General features: G+C 40.0%; 19 protein-coding genes. All 19 read left to right on the top strand.

Going from position 1 to position 15,945, the window contains the following annotated elements:
- The first annotated feature begins 31 nt into the window (after nucleotides 1-31).
- Nucleotides 32-394 carry a 50S ribosomal protein L18 gene (gene rplR, locus P6940_RS02795; protein WP_277293135.1) on the top strand — a complete coding sequence of 121 codons (363 nt, stop codon included), beginning with the start codon at nucleotides 32-34 and terminating at the stop codon, nucleotides 392-394.
- Nucleotides 395-412: 18 nt separating this feature from the next.
- Entirely contained in the window at nucleotides 413-916 is a 504-nt protein-coding gene (gene rpsE, locus P6940_RS02790) for a 30S ribosomal protein S5 (RefSeq protein ID WP_028258003.1), read from the top strand.
- A 14-nt stretch (nucleotides 917-930) separates the two neighbouring features.
- Nucleotides 931-1,110, top strand: coding sequence for a 50S ribosomal protein L30 (gene rpmD / locus P6940_RS02785; RefSeq protein WP_028258002.1), 180 nt, complete (start codon nucleotides 931-933; stop codon nucleotides 1,108-1,110).
- A gap of 21 nt (nucleotides 1,111-1,131) precedes the next feature.
- Nucleotides 1,132-1,575, top strand: coding sequence for a 50S ribosomal protein L15 (gene rplO / locus P6940_RS02780; RefSeq protein WP_028258001.1), 444 nt, complete (start codon nucleotides 1,132-1,134; stop codon nucleotides 1,573-1,575).
- A gap of 1 nt (nucleotide 1,576) precedes the next feature.
- Nucleotides 1,577-2,839 (top strand): preprotein translocase subunit SecY, encoded by a 1,263-nt coding sequence (gene secY / locus P6940_RS02775; protein WP_277293134.1) that lies wholly within the window; start codon nucleotides 1,577-1,579, stop codon nucleotides 2,837-2,839.
- 13 nt (nucleotides 2,840-2,852) lie between these two features.
- A complete protein-coding gene (locus tag P6940_RS02770; protein WP_277288429.1) occupies nucleotides 2,853-3,416 on the top strand; it encodes an adenylate kinase in 564 nt (187 codons plus the stop codon).
- A gap of 1 nt (nucleotide 3,417) precedes the next feature.
- On the top strand, nucleotides 3,418-4,188 hold the full coding sequence (map, locus tag P6940_RS02765) for a type I methionyl aminopeptidase (protein ID WP_277288430.1): 771 nt from the start codon (nucleotides 3,418-3,420) through the stop codon (nucleotides 4,186-4,188).
- 22 nt (nucleotides 4,189-4,210) lie between these two features.
- Nucleotides 4,211-4,429 carry a translation initiation factor IF-1 gene (infA, locus tag P6940_RS02760; protein WP_004695147.1) on the top strand — a complete coding sequence of 73 codons (219 nt, stop codon included), beginning with the start codon at nucleotides 4,211-4,213 and terminating at the stop codon, nucleotides 4,427-4,429.
- Between the two features lie 27 nt (nucleotides 4,430-4,456).
- Nucleotides 4,457-4,570, top strand: a complete 114-nt coding sequence (rpmJ, locus tag P6940_RS02755) for a 50S ribosomal protein L36 (protein ID WP_004695148.1) — start codon at nucleotides 4,457-4,459, stop codon at nucleotides 4,568-4,570.
- A 20-nt stretch (nucleotides 4,571-4,590) separates the two neighbouring features.
- The gene (rpsM, locus tag P6940_RS02750; RefSeq protein ID WP_028257997.1) at nucleotides 4,591-4,959 is read left to right on the top strand and encodes a 30S ribosomal protein S13; all 369 of its coding nucleotides are present in this window, start codon (nucleotides 4,591-4,593) and stop codon (nucleotides 4,957-4,959) included.
- A 19-nt stretch (nucleotides 4,960-4,978) separates the two neighbouring features.
- Entirely contained in the window at nucleotides 4,979-5,368 is a 390-nt protein-coding gene (gene rpsK / locus P6940_RS02745) for a 30S ribosomal protein S11 (protein WP_028257996.1), read from the top strand.
- Between the two features lie 78 nt (nucleotides 5,369-5,446).
- Entirely contained in the window at nucleotides 5,447-6,442 is a 996-nt protein-coding gene (locus P6940_RS02740; protein ID WP_028257995.1) for a DNA-directed RNA polymerase subunit alpha, read from the top strand.
- 12 nt (nucleotides 6,443-6,454) lie between these two features.
- Nucleotides 6,455-6,790, top strand: a complete 336-nt coding sequence (gene rplQ, locus P6940_RS02735) for a 50S ribosomal protein L17 (protein WP_028257994.1) — start codon at nucleotides 6,455-6,457, stop codon at nucleotides 6,788-6,790.
- Nucleotides 6,791-8,047: 1,257 nt separating this feature from the next.
- Nucleotides 8,048-8,551, top strand: coding sequence for a flavodoxin family protein (locus P6940_RS02730; protein WP_277293133.1), 504 nt, complete (start codon nucleotides 8,048-8,050; stop codon nucleotides 8,549-8,551).
- Between the two features lie 664 nt (nucleotides 8,552-9,215).
- Nucleotides 9,216-9,818 carry a MotA/TolQ/ExbB proton channel family protein gene (locus tag P6940_RS02725; protein ID WP_277293132.1) on the top strand — a complete coding sequence of 201 codons (603 nt, stop codon included), beginning with the start codon at nucleotides 9,216-9,218 and terminating at the stop codon, nucleotides 9,816-9,818.
- 1 nt (nucleotide 9,819) lies between these two features.
- Nucleotides 9,820-10,224 carry an ExbD/TolR family protein gene (locus P6940_RS02720; protein ID WP_277288644.1) on the top strand — a complete coding sequence of 135 codons (405 nt, stop codon included), beginning with the start codon at nucleotides 9,820-9,822 and terminating at the stop codon, nucleotides 10,222-10,224.
- An 11-nt stretch (nucleotides 10,225-10,235) separates the two neighbouring features.
- The gene (locus P6940_RS02715; protein ID WP_277293131.1) at nucleotides 10,236-11,045 is read left to right on the top strand and encodes a TonB family protein; all 810 of its coding nucleotides are present in this window, start codon (nucleotides 10,236-10,238) and stop codon (nucleotides 11,043-11,045) included.
- 289 nt (nucleotides 11,046-11,334) lie between these two features.
- The gene (hutW, locus tag P6940_RS02710) at nucleotides 11,335-13,053 is read left to right on the top strand and encodes a heme anaerobic degradation radical SAM methyltransferase ChuW/HutW (RefSeq protein WP_277293130.1); all 1,719 of its coding nucleotides are present in this window, start codon (nucleotides 11,335-11,337) and stop codon (nucleotides 13,051-13,053) included.
- Nucleotides 13,054-13,827: 774 nt separating this feature from the next.
- On the top strand, nucleotides 13,828-15,945 hold a 2,118-nt coding region (locus tag P6940_RS02705), incomplete at its 3' end, for an ESPR-type extended signal peptide-containing protein (RefSeq protein ID WP_277293129.1).

Here is a 15,945-nt window from a genome sequence, read left to right as displayed (position 1 = left end):
ATCATTTGGAAATTAGAAAGGAGTGAACAAATTGCCTCGTAAATCTAGCAGAAACATCGCTCGAGCTAAACGTCATCTTCGTCTTCGCCGTCACATTTCTGGTACGGCAACACGTCCACGTTTAAACGTATATCGTTCTTTGAGCAACATTTATGCGCAAGTTATCGATGACGTAGCAGGTAACACATTGGTTGCCGCTAGCTCTTTAGATAAAGAATTAAAATTAACTTACGGTGGTAACGTAGCAGCAGCTAAAGTTGTTGGTAAAGCTATTGCTGAAAAAGCTATGGCTAAAGGTATCGATTCCGTTGTATTTGACCGTGGCGGTTATATTTATCATGGTCGTGTAGCAGCCCTTGCAGAAGGTGCTCGTGAAGCAGGCTTGAAATTCTAATTAGGAGGAAATTTAGACATGGCGAGAATAGATTACACTACTCTTGATCTTAAAGAAAGAGTTGTTTTCATCAACCGCGTAGCCAAAGTTGTAAAAGGCGGCCGTCGTTTCTCCTTCAGCGCCTTGGTAGTTGTCGGTGATGGCAATGGACACGTTGGCGTTGGTTTAGGTAAAGCTGCGGAAGTTCCTGAAGCAATTCGCAAAGGCATTGATGATGCTAAGAAAAACTTAAAATACGTTGTTATTAAAAACGGTACAATTCCTTACACTGTAACTGGTACATTTGGCGCAGGTCGCGTATTCTTGAAACCAGCTGCAGAAGGTACTGGCGTTATCGCTGGTGGCCCTGTACGTGCGGTATTGGAATTAGTAGGTGTTCGTAATATCCTTACAAAATCCTTAGGCTCTTCTAACCCTAATAATATGGTTCGTGCAACTATTGAAGGTTTATGCCAAGGTAAATCTGTAGCCGACGTAGCAGCGCTTCGTGGTAAAACTGTTGAAGAAATTTATAACGCGTAATAAGGAGACTAGATATGGCACAAGTTAAAGTAACATTGACTCGAAGCTTAATTGGTCGCCCTGAAGATCAACGCGCGACAGTTAAAGCATTAGGCTTGAAAAAAACTAACTCTCAAGTAGTTAAAGAAGTTACACCTCAAATCCAAGGTATGCTTCACAAAGTTAGACATTTAGTAACTGTAGAAGAAATTTAATAGGATAAGGAGGTGCACTGAATGAAACTTCATGAATTAACTCCTGCAGCTGGTTCTACTAAAGCACGTACTCGTCGTGGTCGTGGCTTAGGTTCTGGTTTGGGTAAAACTGCTGGCCGTGGCCAGAAAGGTCAAAATTCTCGTTCTGGTGGCGGCGTTCGCTCTGGCTTTGAAGGTGGCCAAATGCCTCTTTATCGTCGTTTACCAAAACGTGGTTTTAAAAATATCTTTGCTAATACATATGCTGAAGTTAATGTATCTCAGTTGAACCGCTTTGAAGATGGTGCTACTGTAGATCCAGTTGCATTGATCGAAGCTGGTATTTTGAAAAATGTACGCGATGGTATCCGTATTTTAGGTAACGGAGAATTGACAGCTAAAAATCTTACTGTTATCGCTAACGGTTTTACAAAATCCGCTGAAGAAAAAATTACAGCAGCTGGTGGCAAAGTTGAGGTGATCTAGGGTGCTACAAGGCCTCTCGAACATCTTTAAAATAACTGAACTTCGCAATAAACTAGCGTATACACTACTCATGTTTATTGTTTTTAGAGCAGGTATTCATATTCCTGTTCCCGGCGTAGATAGTTCAGTTATCGAAAGTTTATTTACTTCTGGAAGCCTATTCGGCTTACTAGATTTATTTGCCGGTGGTGCATTAAGTAAATTTTCAATTTTTGCAATGAGTATTACACCATACATCAATGCGTCCATTATCATGCAGTTACTACAAGCCGTAGTACCTACGTTTGAACAATGGAGTAAAGATGGCAATGATGGTCGTAAAAAAATTCAAAAAGTAACTCGCTATGGTACAGTATTGCTAGCTTTCATCCAAGCCTTTGGCATGAGCTATGCACTACGTGCCAATCAGGCGTTAATTAATAATAGTATGCTTGATGTTGTATTTATTACAATCATCCTCACAGCTGGTACTTGCTTATTGATGTGGGTTGGTGAACAAATTACAGCACATGGTGTAGGCAATGGGATTTCTTTAATCATCTTTGCTGGTATCGTGGCTCGTTTGCCAGAAGGCATATCTACTATTTACCAGTATATACAAACTGGTACAATCAATGTATTCCAAGCATTCTTGTTTGCATTGATTGCTGTTGTTATGATCGCATTGGTTGTAGCAGCAACACAAGGCCAACGTCGTATTCCTATCCAATACGCTAAACGCGTAGTGGGACGTAAAATGTATGGTGGCCATTCTACATTCTTGCCGTTAAAAGTAAATCAGGCAGGAGTTATTCCTATTATCTTCGCTTCTTCTGTATTGATGTTCCCTGTTACCTTGGCACAGTTCATTCAAAATGACTATGTCAAAACGGTGGCTAATTGGTTCACATGGGGAACGATTCCGAACACTGTGGCATATGCGATTTTGATTTTCTTCTTCACATATTTCTACACAGCGATTTCGATCAATATTCCTGAAATGGCAGATAATATGAAAAAATATGGTGGTTTTATCCCAGGTATTCGTGCGGGGAAACCTACTGCTGATTATGTGGATAATGTTATGACCAAAATCACTTTAGCGGGTGCTATCTTTTTAGCATTTGTTGCTATCTTGCCTAACTTCTTAGGAGGTATTACAGGCGTGCAAGGCGTATATTTTGGTGGTACTGCTTTATTGATTGTTGTAGGCGTTGCTATTGATACGATGCAACAAATTGAATCCTTATTGGTAACACGCCATTATAAAGGTTTTGTAAAATAGGAGGAAATATCTCATGCATATTTTATTAATGGGACCTCCGGGTGCTGGCAAAGGTACTCAGGCAGTCCGCTTAGTGAAACAATATAACATTCCTCAAATTTCTACGGGAGATATGTTCCGTGCTGCGGTAAAAGAACAAACTCCATTAGGCATTGAGGCAAAAAAATATATGGATGCTGGTCAATTGGTGCCAGATAGTGTAACAGTTGGTATCGTTCGTGAACGGTTGAGTAAAGATGATTGCAAGGCAGGATTTATTCTTGATGGGTTCCCACGCACTACTGCACAAGCAGTAGCATTGGATGCTATTTTAAAAGATATTGGCATCAGTCTTACTGCAGTGGTGAACTTGAATGTTCCTTCTGATGAATTAGTGAAACGCATTAGTGAACGAGCACGTCTTGAAAATCGTGATGATGATAAACCTGAAACAGTACAGAAACGTCTTACTGTATATGAAGAATCCACAAAACCACTAATTGACTACTATCGCAACAGTGGCTTGTATGTTGAAATCAATGGCTTACAAGATATGGATGCGGTATATCATGATATTGTGAAAGCGTTGGAGAAATAAGATGATTATTTTGAAATCGCCAACTGAAATTGAATGTATCCGCCGTGCTTCAGCATTAACAGCTAAAACACTAGAAGTGTTAATTGAAGCTGCTAAACCAGGTGTAACAACCCTTGAATTAGACACATTAGCTGAAGAATATATCCGTAGCCATGGTGGTACACCAAGCTGTAAAGGGTATTATGGGTATCCTGCAACAATCTGTGCCTCTGTTAACGATGTAGTAGTTCATGGTATTCCGAGTGCGAAACAAAAGCTAAAACATGGAGATATTATTTCGATTGATTTAGTATCGTGTGTAGATGGATATCATGGCGATTCTTGTGTGACAATTCCGATTGGTCATGTAAAACCAGATGTGCATAAACTATTGAAAGTTACAGAAGAAAGTTTGTTTAAAGGTATTGAACAAGTTGTTGTAGGGAATAGAATCGGAGATATTTCCCATGCTGTTCAGACGTATGCTGAAAAATATGGCTATGGCGTTGTTCGTGATTTTGTAGGTCACGGTATTGGACGCGATATGCATGAAGATCCCCAAATTCCTAACTATGGAATGGCAGGGCATGGACCATTACTAAAACCTGGTATGGTTATTTGTATTGAGCCTATGATTACTATGGGCACATATAAAGTTCGTGTGTTAGGTGATGACTGGACAACAGTTACACTTGACGGCAAGCCAGCCGCACATTTTGAGCATACGGTAGTTGTTACTGAAAACGGCCCTGAGATTTTAACCATGCGCTCTGAGCCAAGGTTAATTAAATAATCAGGCAACCGGAGGATAAGATATGTCAAAAGAAGACGTTATTGAAGTGGAAGGTACGGTTGTTGAAGCTTTGCCGAATGCTATGTTCCAAGTTGAATTGGAAAATGGTCATATCGTGTTGGCTCATGTGTCAGGTAAAATGCGTATGAATTTTATTCGTATTCTTCCCGGTGATAAAGTTACTATGGAACTGACACCATACGACTTAAATCGTGGTCGCATCACCTATCGTTTTAAATAAGCGTAGGATTCCACAAAGGAGGTACTAATGAAGGTTCAACCATCAGTTAAAAAGATTTGCGAAAAATGTAAAATTATTAAACGTAAAGGCCGTGTAATGGTTATTTGCGAAAACCCTAAACATAAACAAAAACAAGGATAAGACAGGAGGTGTATGGATAGATGGCACGTATAGCCGGTGTAGATTTACCACGTGACAAACGTATTGAAATTGGTTTAACTTATATTTACGGTATTGGACCAACATTAGCTAGTGAAGTTCTTGCTAAAACGGGTATTAATCCAGATACTCGTGTACGCGATCTTACAGAAGAAGAAGTTGCTAAAATTCGTGAATTGTTAGACACAGATTACAAAGTGGAAGGTGACCTTCGTCGTGAAGAAGCCCTTAACATTAAACGCTTAATTGAAATCAACTCCTATCGCGGAAAACGTCATCGTATGGGATTACCTTGTCGTGGACAAAGAACTAAAACGAATGCACGTACTCGCAAAGGTCCTAGAAAAGCAATTGCTGGTAAGAAAAAATAATATAAAGGAGGGATAAAGCGTGGCTAAAAAAGTTGTAAGATCTAGAAGAAAAGAAAAGAAACATATTGAAGCAGGGGCGGCACATATTCGCTCCACATTCAATAACACAATCGTAACATTGACTGATGTAAATGGTAATGCCCTTTCTTGGGCATCTGCTGGTGGCCTAGGATTCCGTGGCTCTCGTAAAAGCACTCCATTTGCAGCACAAATGGCAGCTGAACAAGCAGCTAAAGCAGCTATGGAACACGGTTTACGCACTGTAGAAGTGTTTGTAAAAGGCCCTGGTTCTGGTCGTGAAGCGGCTATCCGTGCTCTTCAAGCAGCTGGCCTTGAAGTAAATTCAATCAAAGACGTGACTCCAATTCCTCATAATGGTTGTCGTCCTCCAAAACGTCGTCGCGTATAATTTATAGAATGGCGACTACGGTTGGTAGTCTGTCGTGATATATATGTATGAGGCGTGTTTTATAGGAGGATTTTCCTGATGAGCGAAGAAAAGAAACTTAAAATCGAGAAAGTTGATATTGGCGATGGTGGACGTTACGGTAAATTCGTATGCGAACCACTAGACCGTGGATACGGTATCACTCTCGGTAACAGCTTACGTCGTATATTGCTTTCATCCTTGGATGGAGCGGCAATTACATCCATTAAAATTGATGGTGTTCTTCATGAATTTTCCACTATCCCTGGTATCAGAGAAGATGTAACAGACATGATTCTTAATTTAAAACAATTATGTTTTAAATTGGATGATAATGTAGAGTTACCATTGGACGTTCATATTGACTTTAAAAAAGATGGTGTGTTAACTGCTGGTGATTTGTCACAACAATTTCCATCAGACATTGAAATTTTAAATCCAGAACTTGTGATTGCTACTATGGATGAGACTGCTCATCTTGTGATGGACGTATGCATTGAACGTGGTAAAGGCTATGTTCCATCTACGAAGAATAAAAAAGAAGACGACATGATTGGATGTATTCCAATTGATTCAATCTTCTCTCCTATTCTTCGCGCAAAATATGAAGTTAGTGATGTTCGTGTCGGCAATGAAATGGACTTCGACAAATTGACATTGGAAGTTTGGACTGATGGTTCTATCACTGCGGCTGATGCAGTAGCTAAATCGGCAGCAATTATGATTGGCTATTTAAATAACTTCACTAGATTGGCGAACTCTGTAGATACACTAGCAGTTGGGGATGAATATACAGGTGTCATTGAAACACCTACTGATGAACCAGAACAAGAAGATGATGGCCCAGCTAAGATTTCCATTGATGACTTGGAATTATCTGTTCGAGCTTACAACTGCTTAAAACGTGCTGGTATTAATACAATTGCAGATTTATTGGATAAAACAATTGATGATTTAGGTAAAGTCCGCAATCTAGGCAAAAAATCTATTGATGAAATTGTTGAAAAATTGCAAAATCATCCAGGTGGCTTTGCATTAAAACATAAAGGCGAATAAGGAGGAGAACGAATGTATAGAAAATTAGGCCGTGATAGCTCTGCTCGTAAAGCTTTATTCCGCGGTATGCTAACTTCTTTATTCCAACATGAACGCATTGAAACTACAGAAGCTAAAGCGAAAGAACTTCGCAAATTAGCTGATCAAATGGTTACTTTGGCTAAACGTGGCGATTTACACGCTCGTCGTCAAGTGCTTGCGTACATCATGGACGAAGATGTGGTAAAAAAATTATTTGACACAGTAGCACCAAAATACGTTGATCGTCAAGGTGGTTACACTCGTGTAATCAAAACTGGTCTTCGTAAAGGCGATGCTGCACCATGTGCGATTATTGAATTAGTATAATCAATAACATAGAATCACGTAGGGTTTATAACAGACTATATTCCCACAATCACATAGAGGAAAGTTGATCAAATTATCAGCTTTCCTCTATTTTTTTGCATCCTTTTAGGCCATGAGAACATTGAAAACAATATATCTTTACACGTTTTATCTCACTTACAACCTACAATTACACATAGTACTATATGGGGTAAAAGAAGCTGTTATACATATTACATGATATAGTAGAGATAGTTCGATCTATAGTATATATCAGCCAGTGTTTATTAGAATTGTAAGTGTAATGCCCCATAGATTCTTTTAAGATAGCGGATAGTTGTTATATATGAAGATACTAGAAGTAAGCATTTGATGATTATAGGTTTTGTCTAGCGGATAGGTGCGATATATGAAGATGCTAGAACTAAGGGGTTGAGGACGCATAGATTGTTTTAAGATAGTAGAAAGTTTCTATATATGAAGTTGATGGATTAAGAATTTAATGATTTATAGATCGTTTTAAGTTAGTAGATAGTTGCTATAGAACAGCTAATGGTAATGGCCTATAGATTCGTTTTAGGCCTGTTTATCGAATCGTAGATATGGTTGTTTTAATAGAATAGGGAAAGTACAAATTTTGTGTACACACATCGTAACATGATATGCGCTAGGTATATTTTGTTGATGTAATAGGATCTATAGGTATCTGTGTCATATAAGTAGTGTGAGAAGCATTATATGAGTAGCAGTATATATAGCAGTGCAATTAAATGATAGTACCGTGTAAGTCAGTATTATAACTTATAGAACATTATTCATTTCGTGTAAATTCATAGCTCTGTTACTGTCATATATATGCTGTTTTGTTACTGAAAATGAAATAAAATGAGAATTATAGTTAATAAGGATATGATATTTTAGTAGACACAAATGGAGTGACCTATTAGTGCAACTATACACAAATGGATTGAAATACAATATAAATGATAATAAAATTGATAAAAACGATAAAATAACTTATTTTATATAGTGTAAAATATCGGTAAATGAGAATAGAAAGGATATCTGTAATCGGTGATAATATAGGAAAAATAGTGATATTCTCTCTTGAAATAATTTAATTTTGATAGTACAATAACTTCATAAATGATAAAAGATATCGTTATTGCACATAACGACTCTATGTCATGCGATTACGAATAGTTTATAGTAGATACATATATGTACCATCGATAAACAGGATCATCATGACGTAGAGGATGGATTATAGGAGGTTTTATGAACGAAATTGCTGTAGTGTATTCCACATTGACTGGAAATACTAAATTAGTCGCAGAGGCGGTAGCAAAAGCACTTGATACGACAGCCATATTTGATGTTAAAGAGGCACCTGATGTAAGTGCATACAATAAAATTTGTGTAGGGTATTGGGTTGACCGTGGTACGGCTGATGCGAGTACACGAGATTTTATGGCCACTTTACATGAAAAAGAAGTATTTGTGTTTGGTACATTAGGGGCGAATCCGTTAAGTCCTCATGGAGAACATTCTAAAGTGGCGGCTGCTGGTTGTGTACCAGCTGATTGCCAAGTAGTAGGTTCTTTTATTTGCCAGGGCAAGATTGATCCTAAAATTATTGAAATGTTTAAGAAAATGCCGTTGACAAATTCTCATGCGGCTACAGAAGAAAATCAACAATTGTGGGCCGATGCGGAAAGTCATCCCAATGAAGAAGACTTACAAGCAGCTATGATAGCGGCTAGAGCGGCCTTTCATAAATAACAATACAGGGTCGCATTTATAATAACGTGCTTGGATGGTTCACGCATACTGTATGACGCATTAAGAGCAAGTGAAAGTCCTGTACAGAACTATACGGTAGTTAACAAGAAGAATTTAGCTACTGAAAGTCGGTTGAAATTTCTAAGCTACCTATGGCGTATGTGATAGTTAATGTATCGGTTTCATAGTTTGTAGTATGTGTGAAAGTGGCCCGTATGTTTGCGATAGAACATCATGAAGGACTAATGATGTTCTGATAGACAGAAGTCGTCATATATAGAGAGCATCACATATAGAGAACATCACATAGAAACGCATGAAACACCATTTGCTGTATAGATAGAAGTGATAGTTGATGTATCGGGCTTTCATAGTCTGTAGTGTGTATAGTATGAATGGGTTAGGAATGTTACAGGGGAAATGATAGAGTGCTGCTGGTATTGTGAATAGTAGCACAACGTATGATAGAGGCAGTATATACGTAATTCATATGATATGTAGTATATAAGTAATTTATATGGTATGTAGTATATAAGTGATTCATATGGTATGTAGTGTATAAGTAATTTATATGGTAGGTAGCAATGTTGCCAATAGGTAGTAGTCACTTAGGTAAGTGCAGTGTGTAAAATCGGTAAGCATATAATGAGAGGAGCTAAATTCAATGGCTGAAGCGTGGCGTTTATTTTTACAGGGTGGCATTGTAATGTGGCCACTAATGTTGGCATTAATTATTGCAATTATGATTCTAATCGAACGGATTAGTTATTATAAACAAATTAAGAAAGAAATTGTATCCGTACATACGACGTTGAAAGAATGTCATTCGTGGGAAGATTTTTTGACTAAGTTGCAGCACTTACCAACCTATCATATTTCCTATGATTTAGTTAGCGTATTAGGTAAAGCGATTAACCGAAATGTGTTGCAATCGCGTATGGAAGATACTTTAGCGTCGGTGAACACTCGCATGAATCGAGGCTTAGATTGGTTGAGTACTATTGTTACGATGGCACCACTTTTAGGCTTGTTGGGGACTGTAACAGGCATGATTGGAGCATTCAGAGTGTTCGGTACTGATGCAGGCACACCAACTGCCATTACTGGTGGCGTAGGGGAAGCTCTGGTAGCAACTGCTACTGGTTTATGCGTGGCAATTATTGCATTGGCAGTGCATTCCTATTTTTCTCATAAAGCGCGCATTTTGTTGACCGTCTTAGAAGATGCATTTGGTCGTTCCTTGGATTTATTTGATCGAGGTAATTAATATGAAACGGTATAGCACACAAAATCAGTCTAAGCCTACCTTGATGATTATCCCTATGATTGATATCATCTTTTTTTTACTCGTGTTCTTCATGATTAGTACTATTTATACGATTCCTCAACAATCGCTCAATATTAGTTTGCCCGTTACAAAAACACAGCAAACAGCGGAGCTTCGACCTGTATTGATCGATTTGGAAAAGTCGGGGCAATTGATGATGGGAAATGAAGTGGTGACACGAGAGGAAGTATTACAACAGGCTAAGGTAGAAATTGCAAAAGATAAAAATAAAAATTTCTTAATCCGTGCAGACAAAGATGTTAACTATGGAACCGTTGTAGAATTAATGGATCAAATGAAAGTATCTGGTGTTACTAATATCAGCATTGCTACAGTTAATAAATAGGCGGTGATGATATGAACTTAGGACAATTATGGAAGAGTCGACAGCCAGGTATCACCTATGAACGGGCCTTTGTATACGCTACAATCATTAGCACCTTGTTGATGGGGACTGCGGGGTACTTTTTTAGTGCCGTTGTCAATCCCGCTATGAATAAGGAATTAAAAGTTAACTTTATGAATGCCCAAGAGGCACAACAAGTGGTAGAAAAAGTCCATACCCTAGAGGAACAAGAACAAGCGCGTGCTGAATCGGGCGCGATTGGGAGTGCTGGACAAAAGGGTGGCGGTTCTGGACATGGGGGACAAGCCGGTACAAGCCATACTATGAAAGCTAGCAATACCAAGACGGTTGATGCAGCTGGTAGCCATGGAGATATTTCCCAAGTGAAAGGTTCACCTATTGGTGGGGCTGGTAGTGATGGCTTAGTAGGCGCACCAGGCACTGGCGTAGGCGAAGGCGTTGGTACAGGTTATGGAAACGGTAGCAATGAAGGGTCTGGCGCTGGTGATGGATATGGATCTGGCACTGGCGAAGGCACTAGTGATGGCGGTACATTCGACCCGAGTGGATATAATGCGACGCTACAAGAAAATGCACAAGATGCCTATCCTGTGCAAGCATTGCAACGTAATATTTCTGGGGAAGTTACCTTGAGTATTACTTTCAGTGCCGATGGAAGTGTTGCAGACGTACAAGTGATTAGTGAATCCAATCCTATTTTAGGGCGTGATGCGGTTAAAAAAGCTTGGTCCGCTGGCTCTAGTATTAATACAACTGGACAAAGCCAAGTGGCAACTGTTACCGTGTACTATAGCTTGTAAGACTACGAAGATGTTAGGCATGTGATTATCATGGTAAGGCATAGCGCTATGTTATAAGCGATATAATACTGTTGTTATCGAGGATGATGGGGCACTATGGTAGCTGTTTCTGTGAATAGTCATTGACTTGATAGTAGCAGAATCAGTTACTATACTAGCAGAATACGACACTAATAACAGAATGCGTCACTGTAGTAGGCTGTACAAGAGCAATGGACTTATCCGTATGTAACAACATAGATACTAGGGTAATGGAATAGATAATTTTAATAGTAATGTAGAGGTACCTATGAAAGATTTACAACATATATTGACGACAATGCCAGAAGAGCAACGTCGTTGGATCGTGGGCAATGAAACAACCAATGGATTGCAAGAAGCCTTCGATTATAAAAGAGTCGTGCATGCAGGCGTGGCAGGCATGCCGATTATGAACCCAGAGGAACAACAAAAAAAGTGGCAAGAACTGATGTCCTTAGAAGCACCAGTACAAGAACGGTCATTATATATTCATGTACCATTTTGTGAAACGAAATGTTCCTATTGCGGATTCTTTCAAAATGCGTCGAAACAGACAATGCTCCATGACTATACAGAGCGCGTATTGAAAGAAATGGAAATGACCGCGTCCTATCGTCGTGCCACTACGGGGACAATCAATGCCGTTTATTTTGGCGGTGGCACACCATCTACGCTAGCGGCTGACGATATAGCACGGTTGGTGAAAGCGTTGAAAACATACTTTCCGTTAGCGAATGATTGTGAAATTACGTTGGAAAGTCGTATTCACGATATGACCGTGGAAAAAATTGAAACGGTACTAGAAGCGGGCATCAATCGTTTTTCTATTGGGGTGCAATCCTTTGACACAACTATTCGTCAAGCCGTTGGCCGCATTGATGATGAAGACACGGTGCGACGGACGTTGGAACGCTTGTTGAACTATGATGCAGCGACCGTGGTCATCGATTTGATGTTTGGATTGCCATATCAAACATGGGATACATGGAAACGAGATTTGGAAATTCAATTTGACATGGGTCTTCATGGAGGCGACATGTATCAATTAAATGTATTCCCGGGTAGCGATTTAGCGAAATTAATCGATAAAGGCACATTGCCAGCGTGTATGACTACTAAGGAACAAGCCACACTATATGCGCGGACGGTAGAATTAATTCAAAGTGACTATCCAGATATCAATATGTTCGATGCATCGCATTGGGCACGGACGCGGCGTGAACGAGGGTTGTATAATACGCTAGCAAAAAGACGCCTTGACATGCTTAGCTTTGGCTCCAGTGCTGGTGGAGCACTCGATGGAGTTACCATGATGCATCAGCGTAATCTAAATGGCTATAATGCAGCCATCGATGCAGGCATGAAACCGATTGCCATGATGATGGATGGCGGTCATGACAGTCAAATGAGCGATGATTTGAAGGAACAATTGGCAGAAGGCTATATTTATGATGCATTCTTTCAAAAGAAATGGAATATATCTATGCTAGATGCATTAGCCCCTGTGCTAACAGAATGGGAACGAAAAGGCCTCATTACCAATAATGGACGAGTGGTACGATTTACCACAGCGGGCAATTTCTGGCATGACAATTTAGAACAAGCGGCGGTAGAATGCTTGGCCATGATGAATGATACCAAGACCGCCATGCCTCATGGTGAAAGTCACTCATCTGAAGGTATGATGGAATCTATGATGGCTATGATGAATCGTGCTAAGAATGGGGAAAAACCATCTACGGATATGATCGCTATGATGAAAGAAATGGCAGCGGCCATGGGTATGGATACGTCTAAGGGGAAACCATCTATGGATATGATGCGCCAAATGGCGAGTGCCATGATGGGACAAGGTGTATCCCCTAATGCATCTGGTGACGGTGAAAGCAAGAAAGCACATCCTCATCATTCAGATATAACACAACCAAAGGAAATGACGAATACTTTTAAACTTCGTATGGATAAAGTGGCCGATCAGGACCGATAGTTGTTTTATATATACATCTACAAAAGAGCTGTAAGAAGATACAAATTATGTTTGACTCTTACAGCTCTTTTTGTAGGTGTACCTATGATAGGAATGATGACGCTTGTTCGGCGATAGTGAAAGTAAAGTATAAGTATCTACTTCGTTCGATGCGTGTGGACGTTCCATCGTCTGTTCGATAAGATGAACGTATCATAGCTTAATGGTGCCAGTGAAAGGTATTGATTCGTTTGATGCCAATGGGGTATGAAGAATTTTTATATACAATGATGGGTATTGTAGGTTACGTCATGCATAGTTCGATGTGTAGATTTTTACATAGTTGTTAGTTATTATGATAGAAATCTAATGAGATGTATAAACTATGATAATGATTATTTCCTAGTTAAGATATATTGATTAAGAATGCTAACATGTAGAAATTAGAAAAAATTTTTCTGATATTTTTTATCATTTTTCATAAAATATAATTGTTAATTTTTGAATCGGGTCATAGAATGCTGTAATGGGACAAATTCATAATTAGAACAAGATGCTAGATATATATTGATTGGTTGAGCAATATTAAATGGCGTAAATGTTAGTGGGGGGGGTGAGGTGAACAATACTAGTAGTATGATAATTCTTGTTATAAGAAAAAATGATGTGTGTGGACTATGAAATTTATCTAAACTAAGTTATAATATACATTATGACTAAATTTAAAGTGAATAGAAATAGGAACTTAATTGAACGCGTTAATAGTTCTATGAATTGCGGATTGGAGTTATTATTATGAATAAAATTTATAAGGTGATTTGGAGTAAGGTGCGGAATTGTTGGATTGTCGTTTCCGAACTAGCAAAAGGGCAGGGGAAAAACACATCATGTGGAGGAACTAGCCTACTTTCTATGTTGGTAATGGCTACACTCTTGACAACAGGAGTGATGCATGCACAGGCGTTGACACCGGAAGAAAAAGACGAAATTAAGGCGGACATTGTTAGCGACTTGACCGCACGGATGGGTCAGAAAGGGTTTATTATCGATAATGATGCGAGCGTTACCGCTGCTGGTGGAGTGGCGCTAGGAATTGGTTCTGTAGCCGATAGAGAAGCAGGCTTACAGGGATATATATCTTTGGATAAAAAGAAAACCATAGCAGACGGATATAAAGCTATGGGAGATGATTATGACTATTATACGAATGAACTGACAAAACAAGATAGAAAATATAACGAGTATGCCGAGAAATATGAAGAGGCCATGAAACAGTCTGAACAGGCAACGGATGAAGGAAAGAGAACGAAATTTAAAAAAAGGGCTGAGAACGCACAAGCGAGAATGGCTGAGGTGCTAAAGAACAAAGAGAAAATCGAACGGAACATACAATCTATGGAACCCGTATGGAAATCTACGAAAGGGGCTGTTAGCGTAGGTGTAGACACTAATGGAGATAGAAAATTAGAAACACGGCAGATTACAGGCGTTGCAGCAGGCACGGAAGATACGGATGCGGTGAATGTGGCACAGCTGAAAGCGAGTACGACTCGCTACTTCTCAGTAAATGAAGTGATTCCGAAGGAGATTAGTAAAAGCACTCGTCCTTATAAAGGATCAGACGAATGGGGATATACAACGCAAGAAAATCAGATCAATGATGGTGCTGTCGGCGATGGAGCCGTGGCTGTTGGTGAAAATGCACAAGCCTTACAGAAATATGGCGCTGCTTTAGGCTATGGCGCTAAGGCTAAGGAAGAACGATCCTTGGCATTAGGGTTGCGCGCTGAGGCAGAAGGAAACGGAGCGGTGGCTATGGGCGGATTTTCCATCGTGGAAGCAACGGGTAAAAACTCGATTGCCTTGGGACACCATAGTAGGGTTACTGCGGCTAATTCCATCGCTCTTGGGTCAGACTCATTTGTAGGAAAATTAGATGATATCAAAACGGATGCCTATCTAACTGGTGATAAAGATAAATTCACTGCTGAGAATGGCGTCGTATCCGTAGGTCGTACAGGCTATAAGAAATGGACTAAAGAATGGAAATTAGCTGGTCAGAGCAAGCACCCTGAAGAAGTTGTGACTGAGGAAACTGTTCCAGATTCCTATCGTCGCATCGTTAATGTAGCAGGTGGCGCGGCAGACACTGATGCGGTGAATGTGGCACAACTGAAAGCACTTGCTAACGTGCCAATGAATTTCTATTTTGGTGGTGTCAAGGATAAGAATAACGTGTATACTCCAGGCGGTACCAATTGGAGCATGCCACTTAATGAATTTCATATGGACTTTGGCAACGGCTTGAAAGCGGAACAGGTAACCGACAAAGAGGGAAAGAAATACACGCTCGTTACGCTTGATAAGGAAAGTTTGAAAAACGACCCTGCCTTTAAGGGCGGTAAAGGTGGTGCTAATGGTAAGTCCGCTTATGAAATTTGGAGAGATCAGACAAATGATGAAGGTGTACAACCAAATAAAGATAAGACCGAAAAACAATTTTTGGATAGCTTGAAAGGTGAAAAAGGTGAAGCAGGACCAATAGGTCCAATAGGTCCACAAGGTAAAGAAGGACCAGCAGGACCTAAAGGAGATCAAGGGATAGCAGGACCAGTAGGCCCAGCGGGACCTAAAGGCGATACAGGTGAAAAAGGCGAAGTAGGACCGACAGGCCCAGCGGGTCCACAAGGTAAAGAGGGACCGCAAGGTAAAGAAGGCCCAGTGGGACCTAAAGGAGATGTAGGCCCAACCGGACCGCAGGGACCAACTGGAGCAACAGGACCTAAAGGAGATCAAGGGATAGCAGGACCAGTAGGCCCAGCGGGACCTAAAGGCGATACAGGTGAAAAAGGTGAAGTAGGACCGACAGGCCCAGCGGGTCCACAAGGTAAAGAGGGACCGCAAGGTAAAGAA

This window comes from Veillonella montpellierensis, from assembly GCF_947090115.1.
In the GTDB taxonomy this organism is placed as follows: Bacteria; Bacillota; Negativicutes; order Veillonellales; family Veillonellaceae; genus Veillonella; species Veillonella montpellierensis.
This window is presented reverse-complemented; position numbering and strand designations above follow the sequence as displayed.

Bases quoted from the DNA above. Each gene is read 5' to 3' on its own strand.
- rpsE (WP_028258003.1), top strand. From the start codon at position 413: ATGGCGAGAATAGATTACACTACTCTTGATCTTAAAGAAAGAGTTGTT.
- rpmD (WP_028258002.1), top strand. From the start codon at position 931: ATGGCACAAGTTAAAGTAACATTGACTCGAAGCTTAATTGGTCGCCCT.
- rplO (WP_028258001.1), top strand. From the start codon at position 1,132: ATGAAACTTCATGAATTAACTCCTGCAGCTGGTTCTACTAAAGCACGT.
- P6940_RS02770 (WP_277288429.1), top strand. From the start codon at position 2,853: ATGCATATTTTATTAATGGGACCTCCGGGTGCTGGCAAAGGTACTCAG.
- map (WP_277288430.1), top strand. From the start codon at position 3,418: ATGATTATTTTGAAATCGCCAACTGAAATTGAATGTATCCGCCGTGCT.
- infA (WP_004695147.1), top strand. From the start codon at position 4,211: ATGTCAAAAGAAGACGTTATTGAAGTGGAAGGTACGGTTGTTGAAGCT.
- rpmJ (WP_004695148.1), top strand. From the start codon at position 4,457: ATGAAGGTTCAACCATCAGTTAAAAAGATTTGCGAAAAATGTAAAATT.
- rpsM (WP_028257997.1), top strand. From the start codon at position 4,591: ATGGCACGTATAGCCGGTGTAGATTTACCACGTGACAAACGTATTGAA.
- P6940_RS02740 (WP_028257995.1), top strand. From the start codon at position 5,447: ATGAGCGAAGAAAAGAAACTTAAAATCGAGAAAGTTGATATTGGCGAT.
- rplQ (WP_028257994.1), top strand. From the start codon at position 6,455: ATGTATAGAAAATTAGGCCGTGATAGCTCTGCTCGTAAAGCTTTATTC.
- P6940_RS02730 (WP_277293133.1), top strand. From the start codon at position 8,048: ATGAACGAAATTGCTGTAGTGTATTCCACATTGACTGGAAATACTAAA.
- P6940_RS02725 (WP_277293132.1), top strand. From the start codon at position 9,216: ATGGCTGAAGCGTGGCGTTTATTTTTACAGGGTGGCATTGTAATGTGG.
- P6940_RS02720 (WP_277288644.1), top strand. From the start codon at position 9,820: ATGAAACGGTATAGCACACAAAATCAGTCTAAGCCTACCTTGATGATT.
- P6940_RS02715 (WP_277293131.1), top strand. From the start codon at position 10,236: ATGAACTTAGGACAATTATGGAAGAGTCGACAGCCAGGTATCACCTAT.
- hutW (WP_277293130.1), top strand. From the start codon at position 11,335: ATGAAAGATTTACAACATATATTGACGACAATGCCAGAAGAGCAACGT.